Source organism: Syntrophales bacterium (assembly GCA_026417625.1).
Taxonomy (GTDB): Bacteria; Desulfobacterota; Syntrophia; order Syntrophales; family UBA8958; genus JAOACW01.
The window spans coordinates 68342-86036 of record JAOACW010000008.1 but is presented as its reverse complement, the minus strand read 5'-3'; the positions used below and the strand labels follow the sequence as shown (position 1 = coordinate 86036).

Here is a 17695-nt window from a genome sequence, read left to right as displayed (position 1 = left end):
CACATAGAAGGTGCTTAACCACCGATGAGGCATGACTTTTACCAACGCCATAGGCACCATGGATCAAAAACGATTTTACCTTTGTAAAATCTGAAGACTCTAAGGCATTTAGAAATTCGTTCATCAATCTATAAAAATTTTTTACAGGTATAAACCTCTTCCAATAGTTTAACTGTTCCTGGGCTAAATCAAAGACGGGCAAAAAGTTATAATCTAAATGGATAAAATCAGAGTATTTCATAGCCGCTCCTTTTGAATGTATCTTTTTATTACTTCATAAGGATGCAATGTCTGGTTTAATATGGCAATTAACCTATCTTCTTCTGCGTTCGTCTGCAAAAGCTCTGGCTCATCTATTTCTAATAAAACCTTTTTTACATATCTACTCTCAATGACAAGTACTTTTTGCGGACTATAGATTTCGTTTTCGATACCCCCTATGTCAATTCTAAATATTTGTTTTCTATGAGCATATTTATAAAGGGCATATAACACAACATATGGATCAAAAGGATATCCTCCCTCTTTTTTGACATACCTTTTATTCTTTTCCCTTGTCACAATACCGATTTTCAATTCACTGCCAATAGGGGTGTATTCAAGGGTGCTGAGGATTGAATTCAACCCACTTATAACAGATTTATTATTTGAGCCAGAGAAATTTATTAAAGCCTCTAATAACTGTTTTCTTGAGTATGTGCCTTTTTTAACATTACCCCACCATTTAAATAATTCAGTGTTAAAAAAAAGATTTGTCCATAAATAACCCCAATAATTTTTTTTATTTTCAAAAAGTCTTTTTACAAATTTATAGAACTCTGTTTGCTCTTTTCTATAAATTAATTCTGTTTTTAATAAATAATAATACAATGCCAACTTTTGTTTAGGGCCTAATCCCCTAAATCTCTCTTCAAAATTTATAAGACAATTTTCCATCCATTCCATTTTGAGGCCAAAGCTATAAAAAAGAACATGTCTTAGCATTATTCAGCTTATTAATTTTTCTATTTCTTCCAAACCTGAAAAATTGAGTGTTATATTATCTAAGTCAGCGGTTATTTCTGTATGCAGTATGTCCGAACTTTTTGATTGAATAGAGATTAATTTATCTATTAATTCTGTTCTGCCAATTCCATAAACTTTGTAGGGCCCTCCAAAAAAATTTGGGTCGTAAAATTGGAATATCCTAAATTTATTTGTTTTTAAGACCATTGAAGTTTTATATAAATTGTAACAAATGCCTATTAAACTCACATCAGATGTACCTTCTTTCTTTATAATCTTTCTTTTATCATCTATAATTTTACAAAGACCTATCTCATTTCCTATAGGAGTTTGCGTCATAGTTTGAAATAAAGCATTTAAATCATTTGATATTGTTCTTGCGCTTGATAATGGGTCATCATCGATTAATCTTTTTTTAATTTCATCTTTCGATATTTCAGTTTTCCATTGAAAATTATCTAAATACCATTTCATAATTGAAGAATTAAAATAAAGATTAGTTAAAATAATATCCCACATAGTTCTTTTGTTTTTAAGCCAAATATTTTTGAAAAAAGTAAAATTCTCAGATAACTCTTTTTTATCATTTAAAAATTCTGCCTCCATTAACCACACCGACATAGAGACAATTTGATATACTCCTAATTTAGTTTTCCCATTGAATCCTTTTTCGGTTTTTTTCTTGATTGTATTATATGCAAGTTGTATATCAGAAATAAAATTTTCAGTATCATAAATAAAATTATTTAACCATTCCTCTCTTAATCCAAAAGTTTGATATTTGTTATGAGTTATTTTTTTCATGATAACACCTCGATCACTTTTCTCCTCTGCACTCTCCGTTATATTTAATGATTTAGCTACTTGACAGCCTTTTTCAATATTCAGACATTCTAAACAGTGCACACATTTTTCTGTAGAAATAGTAATTTTTGGTTCAAACCTTATTGCTCCATTTTTACATAGTATTTCACAATTTTTACAGCCAACACAGTAGACTGCTTTATTAATTATTTTTTTTATAATTCCTGTTAACTCATATGAGCTGCTATTGATCTCTATGGAGACTTCATTTTGATTAAACTCAATTTTTAAGTTGCCAAAATCATTCTTATTTTTAATCTCATATAAATTATTGTTTGTTTTGTAATAACTGACAATATTGAGGAATTCATCAAACTTATCTTTATCTAATTTTTTTATTTTTACTATTGTCTTTTCATTATTAAAATAATCATACCTAATAAGCTCTTCTAATACTAAATCTCTTCCACCAGCCCTTTTCTTCCATTGACCTTCACCTATATATGTATCAATAATTTCTGAGTCATTTTTTCTTAGTTTGACATTAACCATTTTTTTAATGATTTCGATATAACTCTTTACTTTATCTGGAAAAAATCTGTAAATAAGAAATTCTGACTTAGGTGAAGTAAACGGACAAACTGAACAGCCAATTCTTTCTGCGCCTATTTTGTAGAAAGGATTAATATTAATCTTTCGGAAATATAAATATAGAAAAATATCAACCAATTTCCAATTTTGTATTGGTTCGGCATTAATTTGTAGTATATATTTAGTATTTAAACCTACCCTGCTATACCCACTCCTTGCATGGCTCTCTTCTGCCCTTACGCCGTCAAAGACTAATATCTTTGGGTTTTTTGAATTTCCTCTTTCGTGGTTGAGCTCCCGGAAAAAGTTCACAAATGGTGCTGTTTTCATTACTGTGCAGCACCACCTGTGGATTCTACTGGGAGGACCAAAGTCTTCCCAAAATTCAATAGCAGGCTTTGGTGGTTTAATAGTATAGAATTTTAGGTTAGGATATCTCTCTTGATACTCTTTTTTGGTTCTTTCCACTGTTTCATAAGTATAGGGTAGCTCCATTGTGGTATCTGAAAAGACAACTATATATTCATCGGGAGGTAACACCCTGCTTACAATGTCAAGGACAACTTGCGAATCTTTTCCACCGCTGAAGGCAACGGCAATAAAATCTACTTTATTTTTATATTTTTTGTATGTGTCATAGACAAAGTCCATTGCCTCGTTTTCTATTATAAATAAAGCTTCTTTGTTTCTCTCTATCACTTCATTCATGTCTATTGGTTTAAGGGTTATACCTTTACCATCTTCGGTAATTACAATTTCTGGTGCTTCAAAAAGACTACCTCCCTTCGCTTCAGCCACCAAAATACCTTTATAATAATACCTCCTCCCTAATGCCCAAAGGAGAGGTTCCTCAATGTCTTCAGGATACTTCCAATATTTGTCAAATCCTAAGATATCAAGCTCCTCTCTGTACACAGGTCGGGGTGACAAATTCAATGATTCATCCCATGAACTATTGAGCAAAACCCCGTTTATCTCCTTATCCCAACAAACTCTAAACAAAAGATCGCCCCTCCTTCTGAAAAAAGTCCTATGAATTTTTAGTTGATTGATAAAATTTTAATATTCCGAATTATAAAAATCAACGTAAAAAGTATCCCCTTTACAGAATATCATCCGCTATTGCATGAAAACATGCATATTCTTCTTAATTCATATGTTTCAAGATCATCAGCGTCCGCCAATTCACAGGCTCATATGGATAAATCCCTCTCTATAGAGCGCCTCCTCTAGGTCAAATGCCTCCACCTCTTTCAATTCACATGAAGCTTTCTTAAAATTATAACAGATCTTGGTGAGAACCGTATGTCACTTAATGTAGAGAGTACGGTAGCCATACTGCCATGTTTCGAGAAGAATTAGTTGTGAAATTATTGAAGTTGTTTAGCTATCAGTATGATAAGGTTAAGTTTATTTAAATCTTTTATTGCTGCTGTATCGATCATCCAGCTGTTAGCTAAAATAAAACAAAAACATCGTTCTTTATGTTGCATTTTAAACAAAAATCTCAACCCCTTCCGAAAGAGCTCTATCAAGCTTCATCCCATTGCCCCATCAATCAAAAACTTTTCTTCTTGTTTCAATTATTAAAACCGGAGTTGATAAGGGCATGCTTTAATACTGGGTAAGAGTTTAACAGGCTTTCCATTCATATAAACCTTCATCTACCTGTAACTTTCCCTTATCCTTCCTTCAGTTCTTGCCTCTAATACTTTCTTCGTTCAGCGAGAAAATCATTGGTGGCAACAACGTATTCTTTATACATGGAGACTTTAGCACACAATTTTCCTACAAGAACACAAGCCCTAATACTCTACATGACATCATTTATCTAACTATCTTGAAACAAACTCCATTTTGGGTTGGATTATTTCTTTGAGGAGGGTGTTTTATCTAAAATTGCATGTAATGGTGACATGGTAAGCATCACTGTCAGGGAGACCGGTGGAGCTCCTCAAGGAGACATTCCCGTAGATTCAGATGTGGTTATTCGCTACGATGATGATGCAGCGATCTCCGTAAACTTGAGATGAATAGTATGCGTCGTCGGAAATCCCTTCCTGAACAAGTGGAAATCAAACAGAAAATCCATCATTTTCTCCTGCATTTTATTCTAAAGTGATCCCTGTGTAATTGCGGTAAAGATTTTATTCCTTCGCCAGTTAAAACAATCGTCAAGTATTTAGATCAAGTTGCCTTGGGGTAGAACAAATAAAGTGAATTTAAACCTCCTTCACAAAATCTTCTGCCCAAGCATAGAAAATAAACTCAACCTCACCCACGCCGCGTAGAAAGCGGGCGATGACGTCGGCAGCCTCGATGATGTCGTTCAAGTACAGACGCTCAGGCCGCATAGATCACCTGCTCTTCCTTCAGCACGGCTTCCCAAAGGCGGGTTTGAGTCCGCTGCGGGGCACCAAATACACTGCTCGCCCCAAGAGATCCGAGAGCTCGCGCGCTATCCGGGCGAGCGTCAGAAACCGAACACAGCGTCAAGCTCAAATTCCACAAACACATCCACATCGCTTTGTGGGTCGAAATCATGTCACTTCCTCCGTTGGTAAAGCAGAAGCTGAATCAGTGACTGGTGTAGCGCGCTTGTAGCTTAGGCACGCTCTTCCTCCACGAGTTGCCGCGCCCGTTTCCGCGTCACCGAATGTTTCAGCAAGGCGGAGAAGCTCTTCGTCTAAGATGTCTGAGAGGTGCTTGAGAAAAACCAGCTGGAGGATCTATTCCTTAAACTTCGGCACGTCCACCGGCCAGCGAATGGCACAGGCCGCATCCCATAGCCAGATTTCAAGGGTCGAGAGGTCCATAATAACGGCTCATTTCTACACTTTGGAGAGTTATTATACTACTTTACTTGATGTAATCTCCATCATGCACACATAGAACATTGCATAAGTGATTAAACTTTTTCAAATTTGAAGTTGTAGTACAATTGGCCCCTTCCCCTCCTACAGTGTGTTTCGTATCTTTGGTTTTAGTGACCCAAACATTAAAATCAAGAGATCCTATTGAAAAATAATTATACACGCCTTTATATCTGTCTTTGAAGTTCCACAACTCAAGAAACTCGGTTTCCGTTGGCAACCGCCAATTTTGATATTTACCAACTTTTAATTTTCGACAATACTCCACAGCTGATGCCGATGCGTTTTCTCTTTTTATTTCTAACTTAGGACCTGTATGATACCATATTAAATTTGTTTTCTTATCGAGAACTGGCATCCTGTCTTTGAGTATACCTTTTTCAGCATCTGATACTTCTTTATCATACAAATCCAACCTGACGAACCTATCTTTCAACATAGCCTCTATTTCAAGTTTTGCTTGTTCTTCTTTTTCTTTTCTCAACCTTTTTTTAATATCTTCTTCCGTTTCACAAACTGTTTTTGGAAAAGATCTCTCGATGTCTAATATTACATAATTATCAAATTTCCACTCTCCCCATTTGTCTCTATACTGTCTTGTTTCGATAATCGCATCGTAATACTTTCCAGTTGGTTTACACCTCGCACTGATCTTAATTAAGACAGGACGGTAATATTCTGTATAGTATTCACCCAATAAGGATTTTTTGATACTCTGCACAATGTCTCCCGTTTTGAGAACCTTTAAAGAAATCAACTCATAATTGTTCTCTTTCAAGAAATCGCTTATTATTTCTGAACTTGCCTTTGTCTCAGAACTCGTTAAAAAGAATAGACTGAAAACAATAAAAAAAATCCAAAATTTTTTAACAGAATTCAATTGATTGAGTATCTTTCCCTTCATCATTTCACACATCCATAGAAATTTTATTTCTTGATTCACTTTTAGTTTATCAATTTTTAATTGGAAAATCGATATACCACTCACTCTCAGAGACTGTCAAGTTTCGTACTAATTAACTAAAAGATGTGAAAAACACAATCGCCATTGATATCAATCAATAATCGTCGAAGGAACAACATTAGTCACTCTTTTGAGTTTTGTTCTTTCTTACTAAGTACTGTTTAGATGGGTATACTCTCTTTCTTCTAATTTTTGTTGCTCAGTGACCAATAACATCTGTATATAAATACGTGGTGAAACAAATGGGATACTTTAAAATAAGTGACAAAAACATCTCGGGTCGCCAGAAGGGGGTTTTCCAACCAAATATTCACTATCCCCCCGAACTGCCTATAACCGCCAAAAAAGAGGAGATCGTTGACGCCATCAGGAATAATCAAGTGATCATAGTTACCGGAGAGACTGGTTCGGGCAAAAGCACACAGATACCAAAAATGTGCATCGAAGCTGGGCGAGGTGTGTCAGGTATGATCGGATGCACTCAGCCTCGTCGGGTTGCAGCGGTATCCATCGCCCACCGTATAGCCGAAGAATTAAGAGAAAGTATCGGTCAGTCAGTTTCCTACAAGATACGTTTTGAGGAAGTCAAAGCAGCAAATCCCCTCGTTCGGGTTATGACAGATGGGATACTCCTCATGGAAATCCAAAGTGATCCTGAGCTTCGAATGTACGATACCATCATAGTGGATGAGGCCCATGAGAGAAGCGTGAACATAGATTTCATTCTTGGTATTCTTAGAAATCTTATAAAAAAGAGAGAAGATCTCAAAGTTATTATCACATCCGCCACATTAGAGACCGAAAAGTTTGTTAAAGCATTCGAAAATCCACCCATTATCGAAGTTTCGGGACGCCTATATCCAGTATCAGTCGAATATAGACCCATTGACCCAATTAGAGAGGAAGAAGGTGAATTCACATACATCGATGCGACACTGGAGGCTGTTCGGGAACTTGAAGAAAATGAACCATACGGAGATATCCTTGTCTTCATGCCAACAGAACAGGATATCAGGGAGACATGCGAACGTCTGCTCTCCATTGTTAGAACAAAAACAGTAGTTTTGCCTTTATATTCGAGACTTCCATGGTCAGATCAGAAACGGGTATTCCATCCTGTTACGGGTCGGAAAGTTATTGTATCCACAAACGTAGCCGAAACATCCATTACTATACCTAATATAAGATTTGTGATAGACACAGGTTTTGCCCGCATATCCCAATACAATCCTCGTTCGAAAACAACAAGTCTACCCATAAGACCTATATCCAGGTCGAGTGCCGACCAACGCATGGGTCGGTGTGGACGTGTTATGAACGGTGTGTGTATTCGTTTATACTCCGAAACAGATTATCTGGAGCGTCCTCGTTTCACAACGCCTGAGATTCTCAGATCCAATTTATCAGGGGTCGTCTTGAGGATGCTATACCTCAAACTCGGAAATATAGAGGAATTTCCTTTCATAGATCCCCCGCAAAAGAAAAATATAACCGATGCGTTTGAGCAACTTCAGGAACTAGGAGCCATACATAGAGATAAAGATGGCTCGTGGAAACTTACAGAACTTGGCAACATCATGGCAAAACTCCCATTGGATCCCCACCTTTCAAGAATCCTTCTTGAGGGAATAAGACGCGGGTGTAGAAGGGAGATTCAGGTCATAGTATCAGGTTTAACGATTATTGATCCCAGAGAACGCCCATTGGGACTTGAGAAAAAAGCAGATGAGAAACACGCGCTTTACAGCGACAGTAGATCCGATTTCATGACTCTTCTCAAAATTTGGAATGAATTTCACAACACATGGGACCGCCTACAAACACAGAATCAGCTGCGGAAGTTCTGTAAAGAAAATTACCTCTCCTTCAGAAGGATGCGAGAGTGGCGAGATGTATACGAACAGATCAACCGCATACTCGACGAACATGCAGAAGCCCTTTTTGATAAACTCAAACCATTACCGAAGCAGGAAGATATCTACGAAGCGGTTCATAAAGCTATACTTTCCGGCTATCTATCCCACGTTGCCGAGCAGGAAGAGGGTAACTTGTACAAAGGAACAAAAGGAAAAAAGATTCTCATTCATCCTGGCTCCGGTTTGTACAAACGAGGCGGAAAGTGGATCGTAGCTGCAGAGTTGGTGCAGACCAACCGTCTATTCGCCCGATTGGTTGCCAAAGTAGAACCTTCATGGATAGAAGAGATGGGAAAACACCTCTGTACACTTTCATACTCCTCCCCCCGATTTGATTCCCACCGAGGAGAGGTTGTTGTGGATGTGAAAGTTTCTCTGTGGGGACTTGTCATTGTTCCCCGTAGAACGGTGTCTTACAAACATGTCAATCCCGATGAGGCTACAGACATCTTCATTCGAGAAGGGCTTATGACGGGTGAAATCAAAACCCATTTCCGTTTTCTCTCACATAATCTCCAGATTGTGGAGAAAATAAAAAAAATAGAAAACAAGCTCCGTCGATGGAACATTCTCGACGAAGAAACGATCTTCCAATTCTATAAGAACAACCTTGTGGGGGTTTCAGACGTCAGGAGTCTGAAGAAAATCATCAAAGAAAGAGGAGGAGACTCATTCCTCTTCCTGAAAGAAAATGACATAATAAATGAAGCATTTAACGAGAGCGTGGTTCAAAGTTTCCCCGATGAATTATCCTTAAATGGCCATTCATTACCCATTGAATACCGTTTTGCCCCAGGATCACCTGAAGACGGTGTAACCCTTAAGGTTCCTTTGGAACTCCTTGCAAAAATTAAAGAATCGACATTAGAAAGAGCAGTTCCTGGACTTCTTGAACAAAAAATAACGATGCTTTTAAAACAACTCCCTCGGGAGTACCGAAGAAAACTGCCTTCTATTTCAGAAATTTGCACGCTTGCACTGAAATCTATACTGCAATCAGAAGAACCACTAGTAAACGCCCTGAGTTCTTTCCTTCAGGCAAATTACGGAATTCATATACCAGCGGAAGCATGGTTAAACGAAAAACTGCCCGATTTTCTCAGACTAAGAATTGAAGTTGTCGGAAACGACAATGTCACACATGCCTGTTCCCGCGATCTCTCCCTTTTAAAAGAAACAGTAGTAGAAGACATGGTACAGGCCGCCTTTGAAAAAGAAAAATCAAGGTGGGAGAAAGAAGATTTATCCACCTGGGATTTTGGTGACCTACCGGAACGTGTTCCCCTTCTAAAGAATAACGTAGAGATTGGCTACGCCTATCCAGCGCTGGAATGCAAAGATGGAAAAGTCAATTTGCGAATCTTCAGAGACATGGATAATGCCCTATCCAACCACTTACGGGGAGTAAGATGTCTGTACGAAAAATTTTACGCTAAACACACCAAACATTTAAGAAGAAGCATCTCTATATCACCAAAACTTAAAAACCTTTCCCTAAGCCTGGGAGGAAACAGAGCAATTGAACAGTCCATTTACAACAGGGTCATGAATGATCTTTTTGCAAAAAATATAAGAAGCAAAAAGGAATTTGATGAGCATGGAGAAAGAGTGAGGCCTTTGATCTTACAGAGAGGGCAAGAAATAGTAAAAGCAGCAGAACTGTTACTAGACACATATCATGATACGGAAAAAACGATAAAGCAGATCGAAGCCCGGGAGACAAAAAATCCCGCTGCCCTTAGTTTTACAGCTTCTGTGCGGCAAGAATTAAAAAAACTTATGCCTCCAAATTTCATTGAGATTTACCCCGATGACCGATTTTCCGATCTGAGCCGTTATATGAGGGCACTCGCTATAAAAGCTGAAAGGGGAATCAGGGATCTAAGAAAGGCTCTATTAAAAGAGAAAGAAATTCAATACTTTGAAGAGCGTTATACCGAATTAAAAAAAAGTTCAGAAGTATCACAAAACACTGCGCTAGCCGGAGCTGTGGAGGAATTCCGCTGGATGATAGAGGAATACAAAATTTCCCTCTTCGCTCAGGAACTTAAAACAGCATTTCCCATATCACGAAAACGCTTGGAGGAAAAACTCGAAGAAATAAATTCTCTAAAAAAATCAGCGATTTAACTTCAAGTGTTTCCTTATGTACTGTTCTACCCTATCAGCTGGTTGAAAGATACCAAAATGTCCCTCACAGAGAATATCCGCTTTCAGAGCGATGAGCTTTTCCATAGAAGCGCGCCACTTTTCCAGGTCTGACCCAAAACTTGCCAGGAAAGGTCCGTGGATATCTTGACCAAAGAGAATCCTCTGTCCTCCCCTATCAATGTAGATGGATATGGAACCAGGGGTATGTCCCGGGGTGTGGAGACAGTGAAGTTCTTCCCCACCGAATGTAAAGATTTCATGTTCACCCCTCAACTTTATATCGATTGTCGTAGGTGGAAACGTCGTATCGTACCAGTTTGCGGCGGTCCGTACAGGATCTCCAGACTCCAGCGCTGACGCATCCTCCTCGTGCATAACCAAACGGCATCCAAAACGCTTTCGGAATGCCGGAGCTGAACCAATGTGATCAATATGACAGTGGGTAAGGAAAAGATGAGTTATTGAGTTAGGGTTGAAACCAGCCTTTTCAATGTTTCCTATCAGCAATCTTGTGCTACCTCCTGCACCGGCGTCAATCATAACCAGTTCGCCTGAAAAATCTATAATAAATACAGTTGCGTCATCTGTTCGGGAAATACCCGGACCACCAACACAGTAAATACCTTCGGCAATTATTTCATAGTTTCCCATCGTTCAGTACCCCCCGCTATCCTTCTTCAAATGTTCCAATAATATCTCCAATTGATGAAAAACCTTCCTGCTTCAAGAAAAATTTCAATCCGTGAATAATTTCTACTGTGGCACGAGGATTAAAGAAATTGGCTGTACCGACCTGAATTGCCTTTGCACCCGCTATGAGAAACTCAAGGGCATCCTGCACAGTCGATATCCCCCCAACACCGATAACTGGAATTTTCACCTTTCTTACCGTTTCCCACACCATACGCAGAGCAATTGGTTTTATCGCAGGCCCTGAAAGACCACCTACTACGTTGCCTAAATGGGGTTTTCGAGTGCAAACGTCTATACTCATAGCCCTAAATGTGTTTATCAACGATACTGCATCTGCCCCTGCCTCTTCACAAGCTAAGGCTATTTCCGTGATATCTGTGACATTGGGTGTTAATTTTACAATGACGGGTAAACTCGATACCTTTTTTACCTCTCTCGTAACTTGAGCTGCCATCTTCGAATCCTGTCCAAACAGAATCCCACCTTCCTGTACATTTGGGCAGGAAATATTTACTTCGATAGCGCATATCCCCCCTGCCCTGCACAACAATTCACAAACCTCGCAATACTCATCTATTGTTTCCCCGTATATGTTGGCTATTACCGTTACCCCCTTGTCTACTAACCAGGGTAACTCTTCTTCAATAAAAGTTTTAACACCTATGTTTTGTAAACCCACAGCATTGAGCATACCCCCTGCAGTCTCCATAATCCTCGGCGGTGGGTTACCAAGTCGAGGATTCAATGAGAGACCTTTAACAACTACTGCTCCAAGCTCGCTGGGATCCACATAATCAAAATATTCTCTCCCGTAGCCAAAAGTCCCCGAAGCAGTCATAACTGGATTTTTCAGAACTAACGGTCCCAATGTCACTTTTAAATCTGGTTCCATATTAATCTCTCACTAGTACCACCTCATGAAGAGGGAAAACAGGTCCTTCTCTACACACCGATTTGTAAGTGTACGAAACCTGAGTCCTGATCGGAACAACACACCCCAGACACGCGCCAACACCACAGGCCATCCTTTCTTCTAGGGATATTTCACATGGGATACCTTTTGGCAATACTACATGAGCGAGGGCAATAAGCATATCCTTAGGACCACACGCGTAAAAAAAAGTGCCTAAATTTGCGAGCTTGCCTATATCCTCCCTTATACCATCTATAACAAGACCCTTTTTCCCCAACGATCCGTCTTCTGTAAATATCCTAACTTTATCGCAGGCATTCCTCAATTTTTCAAGACCTATAACTGAGGTGGCAGACTTTACACCAAAGTAGCAAATTATTTCCAATTCTTTTTCTTTCCTAGAGTACCAACTTTTCGCTAAAAAAGAAATCGGTACGATCCCCAAACCGCCTGCTATGAGAACTACACGCTGAGCTTCGTTATGAATTGTAAAGCCTTTCCCAAGGGGAACCATCAAACGCACTTTTCTACCCTTATCGAGCTCCGATAGAAAACGGGTACCTTTCCCCCGAACCTGATAAACAAATTCTAAGAGATCCTTCTCCGGGCCTCTCATATAGTCGTAAATACTCAAAGGTCTCATGAGTAAAGGATCATATCCACCAGTAACTTTTATCATTGCAAATTGGCCCGGGTGAGGATCTTTTATCCTTTCTTCTAGGGAAAGAGTAAGGTGGTAATGCAGAGGTGCAATTGGAATGTTAGATACCACTTCGGCACTTACTAACATATTACCTTTCTCATTATAAGGGCATCACCATCAATACGACTGTAATATGCTTTTCTTTTCCCCACCACTTGAAAACCAAACTTGCGATACAGCTTATATGCAGCCCTATTTTTCTCGCTAACCTCTAAAGAAACCTCTTTAATTCCCAGTTCAGCTGAAACGTCCAACATCTTCTGAAGCAAAACACTCCCAATACCCCTTCGCTTTGATCCTTCATCAACAGCTATTTGAATGAGCTGTGTTTCCACTTTTAAAACCCAAAAAGATATGAAACCTAGAATCTGTCCTTCATCATTCTTCGCCACATAATTTCTTGAGAAAGGCAAGCTGAGTTCTCTTAACCACATTGATATATCTTGGGCCACACCAAAAGAACATTCTTCAATACGCTGTACATATGGAACATCATCCGATACCATCTCAAAAATGCGCACCATATACCACAAAAAGCACTATAACCAGCAAAAAAACTAAAGAATAGAAGATCATTTTGTTGGATGAGTCAACTGCCCGCAAAGCAACAGAAAAACCAAAAACAGGCAACATAAAGTACATGATTTCAAGTACTTTCCATAGGTTCTTGCCTGATGAGTTGTAAATAAAAAAAACCAATCCTGTCCCTAGTACTGTCCCTGCTAATATAAATGCCTGATAGGAGATCCAGTACCTCATCAAACTTTTCCAATGCTCTCGTTCCAGTCTCTTAGTATCCCCTTTTTCCTGAATTTCATCTAAAATACTGTCAAACACTTTATCGTTAATTCTCACAAGAATCATGTCCATCTTCTGAGAGAAAAACCCCAAAGGTAACAGGAGAAGAACTGTGAGAGCTATCAATTGTTTTGAGCTATAGCCTACCTCACCTGCTACTATTATGGAAGCGGCGGTCATTACCACAGCCGTCAAGGAATCGTTGGGAGGAATGTAATTTCCGATGGGTTGTCGATCCATCCACATTAGTTCAACTACAGCACCAATATACAGACCCGTCTTAATATCCCCGAGAAACAAACCGACTGTAGGAGCAACTACAATAGGCCTTGAAATCATTAAATGGAGAGCTACCCTATCAAGGCACAATATACCTCCCGTAATAGTTGCCACTACTGTCTTCCAAAGCATTGGATCGCAACTTTCACTTTGATACAGGGAATTCTTTAATAAATTTGGGTTTATCTTTTGGCACTCGCCTCAATTCGATATCCACCCCATTCTCAACAAGAAACTGCAGATTTCTAACATCTTCTTCGCTCAACTGTACGCACGAAGATAATTGGCAAACACAACTTTCCGTGTAGACGTTGCCTATATTTATGCGTGGAAACCTGAATCCCATTTTGAATGCCCTGACAACATCAGATAGGCAAGCAAACAGAATGATCGTTTTTCTTTCGCCTCTCTGGTGTTCATATCCTGACCTAGCAAACTCTTCAACACTGTGAACTACAACATCAACTCCACGAGGTACCGCCATCCTGATAAGCGTTTCTCTGAATAAATCACCCGCAACCTCATCATTCACAACAATAATACATTTTGCCTCCAAAAAAGGTACCCATGCCTCGATTATCTGACCGTGCACAAGTCTACTATCAACACGTACCAAAACTATATTCATCGCAAATTATCACGAAATCTTTTTACTCAGTATGTCACTTGCAACATGGATGTTTTTTATCCCATATTCTTTAATAGTGCGGGCGAATTCCTTCAGAGGAAGCTTGTCCCTAACCTCGGTTATCTTCAACAGCATGGGAAGATTTACCCCAGTTATGACTTCAACTCTTCCTTCTTTAAGAAACGTCAGTGATATATTTGAAGGAGTACCTCCGAAGAGATCTGTAAGGATTACCACACCCTGACCTACGTCGAGTTTTTTGATAGCCCAACTTATTTCTTTCTTTATCTCATCCAGACTGGTCGTTTGATCCACTGATATATGCATTATACCCTTTACAGGACCCTTTATCATCTCCACCGCTTTGATCAGTTCACCACCGAGATTTCCATGAGTGGTTATTAGAATGCCGATCATATCCGAGCAAGACCTCCGTTATGCGAAGTATTTGTTGTTTTAGAGAAACTTTCTGCAAATATTTTGGTATCCCACGCTAAAAGATTAACAAATCCTTGTCAAGCTTTATAAGTTATTGCCCCTCTGTACTTTAAAGGTTGCGAAAATGCACAAGATTAATTATATGTAGCGCGCTTTGAATAGTAGTACACCCAAATTAATATCACCGAAAGGAGTAGGGATATGAACATTCTTATCTTCGGACCTAATGGTAGTGGAAAAGGCACACAGGGCGCAGTTATTCAGAAAAAGTTTGGCGTACCCCACATAGAAACCGGTGTTATCTTTAGGGAGAATATCAAAAACGAAACAGAACTCGGCAAAAAAGCTAAAAGTTACATTGAAAAAGGTGAATTGGTCCCTGATGAGATCACCATCCCCATGATACTCGAAAGGCTCAAACAACCTGATTGCAAAAATGGTTGGCTTCTCGATGGGTTCCCCAGGAATCTTGCCCAAGCCGAAGCGCTTTGGAAGGCCCTCAACAACGAAAATATGAAGCTTGACTATGTAATCGAGATCGTTCTACCACGAGAAATAGCCAAACAGCGAATTATGGGACGTAGACTTTGCGCTGTGGACAACAACCATCCCAATAATATACACATAGAGGCAATAAAACCGGCGTTAAAAGAGGGGAAAATGGTGTGCCGTGTATGCGGATGTGAAACGTTAACCACACGCGCAGATGACCAGGACGAAGAAGCGATAGATAAAAGACACGATATTTACTACGATACAAAAAGTGGCACATTGGCTGCGATAAATTACTTAAAGGAGAGGGTTAAAGTAATAGAGGTAGATGGAAGGCCATCTGTAAACGAAGTTACTGAAGAGTTGCTGAGAAAACTAAACGAATAGAAAATTACCCTCGGATCTGCCTGAGCACAAACTCAGTGTAGACCCGAGGGTAAAATATTACTTAAGTGAATTACCTTCTTCACTGTTAAGGTAGAAAAATTAATGTCTATTGAAGATTACATTCGAATTAAGTCAATCCTCCCATTTTTGTATACGGGCGGGGGTATTATTATTGGTTTTATTCTGGAAAAATTCATTCTCTTGAAACTGGAAAAAATCACCGACAAAACCACCCCTCGTCTTAATGAGATAATTCTTATTAGTTTGAAAGGCAGTACCTTCATTTTTTTTACAATTCTCGGCATCTATTTTACAGCCATTCATTACGCAAAAGGAACACCCTACGCTAATCTAATTCCAAAAATTCTAATGGCTTCACTGATATTGCTCGTCACTGTGGTGCTCACAAAAATGTCAATTCGCTTCGTTGATAGCTACGGCGAAAAACTAGGCAAGGATTTTTTCTCCGTATCCATTTTCAGTCACATTATTGGTACAGTTGTCTTCCTTATTGGATTGCTCACACTGCTCAATTTATTGGGTATTTCAATTGCACCTCTTCTTACAGCACTGGGCATTGGAGGATTGGCCGTCGCTCTCGCTTTACAGGATACGCTTGCCAACCTCTTTGCTGGTATTCACATTATAATGTCCCGACAGATAAAACCAGGCGATTTTGTTCGTTTAACACCGGGTCTGGAAGGTTTTGTTCAGGACATAACTTGGCGTTACTGCACAATAAGAGCAATGCAGAATTACATGATAATAGTACCGAATGCTGAACTCGCCAAAACGGTACTTATAAATTTCAACCGACCAGAGGAAGAAACTAATGTGATTGTAAACGTGGGTGTAAGTTATGATAGCGACCTAGAAAAAGTAGAAAGAGTAACCATAGAAGAAGCTGAAAAGGTCATGCGAGAAGTGCCTGGTGGGGTAGAAAATCACACACCATTCATAAGGTATCATACCTTTGGAGAATCGAGTATCGTTTTTTCAGTTATACTGAAGGCCAGAACGTACGCTGATCAATTCTCAATAAAACACGAACTCATAAAGCGTCTTCAAAAAAGATACGCCCAGGAAGGTATCACAATACCATTTCCCATCCGCAATGTGTACCTCCACAGCTCAGTGGACAAAAGTGAACAGTAATAAACATCGGACTACCCCTTATCCAGTGATTTTTTTACTAGTCTCCTTTTGCAATGTGTTTTTTTTTCTAACCTATACTGAAGCCAATGCTGCACCTCCAAAAAGAATCGTATCTCTGGCTCCTAACATCACAGAAATTCTCTTTTCTCTGGGATTGGGGGAAAGGGTAGTTGCAGTTACAACATTCTGCGATTATCCACAGGAAGCGCTGAAAAAACCAAAGGTAGGGGGCTTTTCCAATCCGTCTATAGAAGCAATCGTCGCTGCGAAACCTGATCTCGTTATAATGACCGATGATGGTAACCCTTTGCACATTGCCATTAAACTGCACCAATTAGGAATCAGAACCTACGTATTCAGGGCTAGGAAAATAAAAGAACTACCCGAAGCAATTAGAGCTCTTGGGAAGTATCTAGAAGTTCCTAAAGTGGCAAATGAGAGGGCGGATGAATTGCAGAGAAAATTAAACAAATTCCAAGGGAAGCGTTTAAAGGACAAAATTCTTGCAATGTTTGTCGTGCAACCGGATCCTCTTATTGTTGCAGGCCCGAACACTCTTATTGGAGAAGCTATGGATATGTTGGGTCTTGAAAATATCGCTGCAAATACAACTCAATTTTACCCGAAACTTTCTCTCGAAGAGGTTATGAACCGCCAGCCACAGATAATATTTGTCGGTCAGAGCAAAGGAATGGAAGAGGATATACAAAATTTGCTCTCCCGCTTAAAAAAATTACCTGCGGTTCAAATGGGAAAGGTTTACATAATACGAGATACAATTTTTCGCCTCGGGCCAAGAATAACTATAGGCCTTGAAGAGATGAATGCAGCCATAGCAAAGAGTAAAACTGTTTTCTAAAAGATCATCAAAATTTACACCGTTGTATAACCCGAAGAGATCAAGT

General features: G+C 39.2%; 16 protein-coding genes. 4 read left to right on the top strand and 12 right to left on the bottom strand.

Annotation, left to right across the window (positions count from 1 at the left end; genetic code table 11):
- The 5 genes from N2317_06760 to N2317_06740 form a co-directional block, all read right to left on the bottom strand.
- A partial coding sequence (locus N2317_06760; GenBank protein ID MCX7817192.1) for a hypothetical protein occupies window positions 1-241 on the bottom strand: 241 nt, incomplete at its 3' end.
- Window positions 238-936: a hypothetical protein gene (locus tag N2317_06755; GenBank protein MCX7817191.1), complete on the bottom strand. Its 699-nt coding sequence runs from the start codon at window positions 934-936 to the stop codon at window positions 238-240. The genes N2317_06760 and N2317_06755, both read right to left, overlap by 4 nt.
- A 51-nt stretch (window positions 937-987) precedes the next feature.
- Entirely contained in the window at window positions 988-3402 is a 2415-nt protein-coding gene (locus N2317_06750; GenBank protein MCX7817190.1) for a phosphoadenosine phosphosulfate reductase family protein, read from the bottom strand.
- Between the two features lie 1220 nt (window positions 3403-4622).
- On the bottom strand, window positions 4623-4754 hold the full coding sequence (locus N2317_06745) for a hypothetical protein (GenBank protein MCX7817189.1): 132 nt from the start codon (window positions 4752-4754) through the stop codon (window positions 4623-4625).
- 505 nt (window positions 4755-5259) lie between these two features.
- A complete protein-coding gene (locus N2317_06740; GenBank protein MCX7817188.1) occupies window positions 5260-6180 on the bottom strand; it encodes a DUF1566 domain-containing protein in 921 nt (306 codons plus the stop codon).
- 299 nt (window positions 6181-6479) lie between these two features.
- Here N2317_06740 and hrpA point away from each other — a divergent pair, with 299 nt between their 5' ends.
- Window positions 6480-10283: an ATP-dependent RNA helicase HrpA gene (hrpA, locus tag N2317_06735; GenBank protein MCX7817187.1), complete on the top strand. Its 3804-nt coding sequence runs from the start codon at window positions 6480-6482 to the stop codon at window positions 10281-10283.
- Here hrpA and N2317_06730 read toward each other — a convergent pair.
- From N2317_06730 to N2317_06700, 7 genes are read right to left on the bottom strand one after another with little or no spacing between them, the layout of a single operon-like run.
- The gene (locus N2317_06730; protein MCX7817186.1) at window positions 10272-10955 is read right to left on the bottom strand and encodes an MBL fold metallo-hydrolase; all 684 of its coding nucleotides are present in this window, start codon (window positions 10953-10955) and stop codon (window positions 10272-10274) included. The genes hrpA and N2317_06730 overlap by 12 nt on opposite strands.
- 16 nt (window positions 10956-10971) lie before the next feature.
- A complete protein-coding gene (locus N2317_06725) occupies window positions 10972-11889 on the bottom strand; it encodes a dihydroorotate dehydrogenase (GenBank protein ID MCX7817185.1) in 918 nt (305 codons plus the stop codon).
- Between the two features lies 1 nt (window position 11890).
- A complete protein-coding gene (locus N2317_06720) occupies window positions 11891-12700 on the bottom strand; it encodes a dihydroorotate dehydrogenase electron transfer subunit (protein MCX7817184.1) in 810 nt (269 codons plus the stop codon).
- Window positions 12694-13137, bottom strand: coding sequence for a ribosomal protein S18-alanine N-acetyltransferase (rimI, locus tag N2317_06715; GenBank protein MCX7817183.1), 444 nt, complete (start codon window positions 13135-13137; stop codon window positions 12694-12696). The genes N2317_06720 and rimI overlap by 7 nt, the downstream gene beginning before the upstream one ends.
- On the bottom strand, window positions 13121-13822 hold the full coding sequence (locus N2317_06710; protein ID MCX7817182.1) for a PTS sugar transporter subunit IIC: 702 nt from the start codon (window positions 13820-13822) through the stop codon (window positions 13121-13123). Before N2317_06710 ends, rimI begins: the two co-directional genes overlap by 17 nt.
- Window positions 13823-13835: 13 nt before the next feature.
- The gene (locus tag N2317_06705) at window positions 13836-14318 is read right to left on the bottom strand and encodes a PTS sugar transporter subunit IIB (GenBank protein ID MCX7817181.1); all 483 of its coding nucleotides are present in this window, start codon (window positions 14316-14318) and stop codon (window positions 13836-13838) included.
- A 9-nt stretch (window positions 14319-14327) separates the two neighbouring features.
- Entirely contained in the window at window positions 14328-14735 is a 408-nt protein-coding gene (locus tag N2317_06700) for a PTS fructose transporter subunit IIA (protein ID MCX7817180.1), read from the bottom strand.
- Window positions 14736-14957: 222 nt separating this feature from the next.
- On the opposite strand from N2317_06700, the gene N2317_06695 reads away from it, so the two are divergent.
- From N2317_06695 to N2317_06685, 3 genes are all read left to right on the top strand, one after another.
- Window positions 14958-15635: an adenylate kinase gene (locus N2317_06695; GenBank protein ID MCX7817179.1), complete on the top strand. Its 678-nt coding sequence runs from the start codon at window positions 14958-14960 to the stop codon at window positions 15633-15635.
- A gap of 102 nt (window positions 15636-15737) precedes the next feature.
- Window positions 15738-16790, top strand: coding sequence for a mechanosensitive ion channel family protein (locus N2317_06690; protein MCX7817178.1), 1053 nt, complete (start codon window positions 15738-15740; stop codon window positions 16788-16790).
- A complete protein-coding gene (locus N2317_06685; GenBank protein MCX7817177.1) occupies window positions 16780-17649 on the top strand; it encodes a helical backbone metal receptor in 870 nt (289 codons plus the stop codon). Before N2317_06690 ends, N2317_06685 begins: the two co-directional genes overlap by 11 nt.
- Window positions 17650-17695: the final 46 nt, after the last annotated feature.

Bases quoted from the DNA above. Each gene is read 5' to 3' on its own strand.
- N2317_06705 (MCX7817181.1), bottom strand. From the start codon at position 14,318: ATGAATATAGTTTTGGTACGTGTTGATAGTAGACTTGTGCACGGTCAG.
- N2317_06755 (MCX7817191.1), bottom strand. From the start codon at position 936: ATGGAAAATTGTCTTATAAATTTTGAAGAGAGATTTAGGGGATTAGGC.
- N2317_06720 (MCX7817184.1), bottom strand. From the start codon at position 12,700: ATGTTAGTAAGTGCCGAAGTGGTATCTAACATTCCAATTGCACCTCTG.
- N2317_06695 (MCX7817179.1), top strand. From the start codon at position 14,958: ATGAACATTCTTATCTTCGGACCTAATGGTAGTGGAAAAGGCACACAG.
- N2317_06725 (MCX7817185.1), bottom strand. From the start codon at position 11,889: ATGGAACCAGATTTAAAAGTGACATTGGGACCGTTAGTTCTGAAAAAT.
- hrpA (MCX7817187.1), top strand. From the start codon at position 6,480: ATGGGATACTTTAAAATAAGTGACAAAAACATCTCGGGTCGCCAGAAG.
- N2317_06740 (MCX7817188.1), bottom strand. From the start codon at position 6,180: ATGATGAAGGGAAAGATACTCAATCAATTGAATTCTGTTAAAAAATTT.
- N2317_06745 (MCX7817189.1), bottom strand. From the start codon at position 4,754: ATGCGGCCTGAGCGTCTGTACTTGAACGACATCATCGAGGCTGCCGAC.
- N2317_06700 (MCX7817180.1), bottom strand. From the start codon at position 14,735: ATGATCGGCATTCTAATAACCACTCATGGAAATCTCGGTGGTGAACTG.
- N2317_06690 (MCX7817178.1), top strand. From the start codon at position 15,738: ATGTCTATTGAAGATTACATTCGAATTAAGTCAATCCTCCCATTTTTG.
- N2317_06730 (MCX7817186.1), bottom strand. From the start codon at position 10,955: ATGGGAAACTATGAAATAATTGCCGAAGGTATTTACTGTGTTGGTGGT.
- rimI (MCX7817183.1), bottom strand. From the start codon at position 13,137: ATGGTGCGCATTTTTGAGATGGTATCGGATGATGTTCCATATGTACAG.
- N2317_06710 (MCX7817182.1), bottom strand. From the start codon at position 13,822: ATGCTTTGGAAGACAGTAGTGGCAACTATTACGGGAGGTATATTGTGC.